We start from the raw sequence: 3,331 nt of genomic DNA, 5'->3' as shown, positions 1-3,331 counted from the left end.
GGCACTTTTCTAGGCAGGGTGGGTAATTCGTTTAAGTCAACAAGTTGCCACATATCGCCTCGACGTCTTATTATTATGTTGCGGCATGGGGCCCGTTTTCTCTAGAATGCGGAACGCGCAGTATAAGAATAAAATGTGAACGGAGCACGCGATGTCGCAATCCCTTAGCCAGCTACTTCAGGGCGGCTACTCGCAATTCCAACGCATTATCAAACTCGATACTCCCGCCGGACCGGACCGGCTGGTTCCCCTCTGGGTGAAAGGTTCAGCCCAGCTCGGGAGAGACTACGAATTCGTCGTCGAAGCGGCTGCCCTGCGCACCGGAAGTCCAATCGATGCAACCACCCTTCTCGGCAACGAAATCGCATTGTGGATCCAGCAAGCTGACGGCTCGTACATGCCGATTCACGGCTACGTGCACGACCTCATTGAACTTGGTGGGGATGGTTCTTGCGTTTTCTACCAACTACGATTTTCGTCGTGGCTGTACTTTCTGCGCCTGCGACGTGATCAACGTGACTGGCAAGAAGTCACCGGCGAACGTATCTTGTCGGACGTTTTTGGTCAGCACCCTCAGGCAAGAAGCAAGGCTTTCCGGTTTGAACTGCGCCAGGCCATGCCGTCATACTCCTATCGCATGCAAAGCGAGTTCGATCTGAATTTCGTCTACCGGAGCATGGAGGAGGCTGGCGTCTTTGGTCGTTTTGAGTTCGCCGATGATGGTCGCTCCCACACCTTCGTGATTATGGACGATGTGTTCAATGTGCCTGCGCTTTCAGAGAGCACCGTTAAGCTCGGGCGCGCGGGCGGCAATGAGGATTTTCACGGGTTTGTGTCGTGGCGTCAGCGGCTGCAACTGCACAGCGCGGGGCTGACAGCCGCTACGTTCGACTACAAGCGACCGACTGTCGAGCAGCGGGTGCAAGTGGCTACCTTGGCGCCGGATTCGGTGCCCGTCGACGGTGAGGTCTACGACTACACGGGCGCGTACACCTGGGGCGAGCGAAAGGACGGTGAGCGGCAGGCCCGCACGCGTGTGGAAGCATGGCAGTCGCAGATCCAGCGCTTTGATGCCATCGGCGGCCTTCGATCAGCGATGCCCGGCTATCGCTTCACTCTCGACAGTAGCGGCGCGAGCGCCAGCCCATCATCGCGGGAGAACGAGTATGTGATCCTTGGCGTGAAATGGGCCATCCGTAACAACGTGCCAGGCATGAACGCGTATCCGTTGTTTGACGATAGTCTGCGTGAAGAAATGGAGGCGATGGCCCCCAGCGAGTCGGGGGCGACCGTTACCCATTCGGACGGTAGCAAGGGATTTTTCCAAGTACGCGTCGAGGTTCAACGCCGTAGCACGCCATTCCGGTTGCCTCGGGAGCACCACAAGCCGCAAATGGCGCTGATGAACGCAATAGTCGTTGCCAATGGCAGTGAGGAGGTCCAGACCGATCGCCTGAACCGCGCCAGACTTCACTTTCCGTGGTATCTCAATGCACAGTCCTCCTGCTGGGTCCGCACGGCGTTTGCCGACGCGGGTGGCCAGCGCGGCGCTGTTCATCCGCTGCGTGCCGGCGACGAGGTATTGGTGGACTTCGTCGGGGGGGACTGTGACCGGCCAGTCATTGTCTCCCGTGTGTTCGGAGGTTCGACGCAGCCGACTTGGCACACGAATGGCCTGCTCTCCGGGCTTCTCTCGAAAGAATATAGTGGGAGCGGATATAACCAGCTGGTCCTGGATGACTCCACTGCCCAGAATCGCGTGCATCTCTATTCGAGCAGCTACCAGAGCCATCTGCATCTGGGCTATCTCATCCAGCAAAACAACAACGCGCGAGGCGCTTTTCTGGGCAGCGGTTTTGATCTGAAGTCTGATGCGTACGGTGCCGTACGTGCGGGCCAGGGGCTCTTCGTTTCCACCCATCCTACTTCGGCCTCGCAGCCGCTTGACACCACTGCAGCGTTCGAACAGCTTGCGGGCGCGAAGCAGGTTGTTGACACCGCGTCCCAGGCCAGCACAGCAAACCACGCCGAAGGCCTGGAAGACGGATTGGAATCACTCGACAAGTTCGCCCAAGCAACGCGCTACAGCCGATCTGGCAGCACGGCAAGCGGACGCACCGCGGGCGGTGGCACGGGCACCGCAAACGGCTTCGGCACGCCAGTCATGCTGCTAGCAAGCCCGGCCAGCATGGGGCTGTCGACGAAGGACTCACTGCAGGCGACGGCGAGTCAGCATGTGAACGTCGTGAGCGGTCAGAACACGAACATTGCCACGGGCAAGTCGCTGCTTGTTGGTGCCATGGAAAAGTTCAGCCTGTTTGTACAAAACGCCGGCATGAAACTGTTCGCCGCGAAGGGGAAAGTGGAAATCCAAGCGCAGGGCAACGCCATGTCGCTGTCTGCACTGAAGGACCTAACGATCACAAGCTCGACGGGTCGGGTAGTCATCTCGGCCGACAAGGAAATCTGGATCGGCGCAGGGGGCTCGTACATCAAGATCACGGCCGAGGCAATCGAGAACGGCACGACGGGCACCATCTTGGAAAAGTGCGCGAGCTGGGACAAACCCGGCGCTGCGTCTATGCGGGTGCCGGCAACGCTCACAAGCGTCGACAAGGGCTGCTCATGGAAAGCTGCTGGTGCGGCCGCTGATAGCGCATCGGTTATGGAGCTGGATTGATATGATCGAGAATAGGTCGCATTCTAGCGAAGCCGCAGTGGTGGAAACAACTGTACTCGCGCTGCGGGACTACTTTACCCGGCATCGTGCAATGCACTGCCTTGTGCTCGTCGATCCGCAGCCGCGTGCATTGCCGCAGCCGGCAAAAGGCAAGCCCTCACTTGCAGCGCTTCCGCGCGCAACGATAGCGATCAAGCATGAAGCATTTCCGGCCGACCACCAGCCCTATCTGCTATCTCTAGACCCGACGAAACCACACTTCGGCTGGCTTTTGGGCGAGAGCGTGCGCGTTGCGCTTGCGGATCGCCGTCCGGACGCGGTGAGCCGCGGGCCGGGACAGCGGATTGGCGGCTGGCTGGCGACTGCCTCGAGCGCTGATGAGATTGCGGTACACCTCTCACAGCACGCGCTACAAACCGACGATCGCGGTAAGACGTGCGTACTTCGGTTTCAAGACTCGCGCGCGTTTGCGCTGCTGTGGCCTTGCCTGACTTTGATGCAGCGTGAAACGCTACTCGGGCCGGTCAAGACCTGGCATGCACTCGACGCAGGCGCACGCCTAACGGCGTACACTGGCCTATACGACGCGATGGTGAAGGACCTGATGCTCAAGCCGGAACAGTGGGCAGCGATCCGGCGGCATGGCATCGT

Annotated in this window: 2 protein-coding genes; both read left to right on the top strand. The window is 59.5% G+C overall.

The genetic code is table 11. From position 1 onward, the window contains the following. Positions 1–151 precede the first annotated feature (151 nt). Positions 152–2,680: a type VI secretion system Vgr family protein gene (locus WM40_RS26030; protein ID WP_046154486.1), complete on the top strand. Its 2,529-nt coding sequence runs from the start codon at positions 152–154 to the stop codon at positions 2,678–2,680. 1 nt (position 2,681) lies between these two features. Further along, positions 2,682–3,331, top strand: a 650-nt coding sequence (locus WM40_RS26025) for a DUF4123 domain-containing protein (protein ID WP_046154485.1), incomplete at its 3' end; no start/stop codon positions are given.

The organism is Robbsia andropogonis, from assembly GCF_000970345.1.
GTDB lineage: Bacteria > Pseudomonadota > Gammaproteobacteria > Burkholderiales > Burkholderiaceae > Robbsia > Robbsia andropogonis.
The sequence above is the reverse complement of the archived record's forward strand: the minus strand, read 5'-3'. Positions and strand labels throughout refer to the sequence as shown.

Coding starts and splice junctions, on each gene's coding strand:
- WM40_RS26030 (WP_046154486.1), top strand. CDS start 152: ATGTCGCAATCCCTTAGCCAGCTACTTCAGGGCGGCTACTCGCAATTC.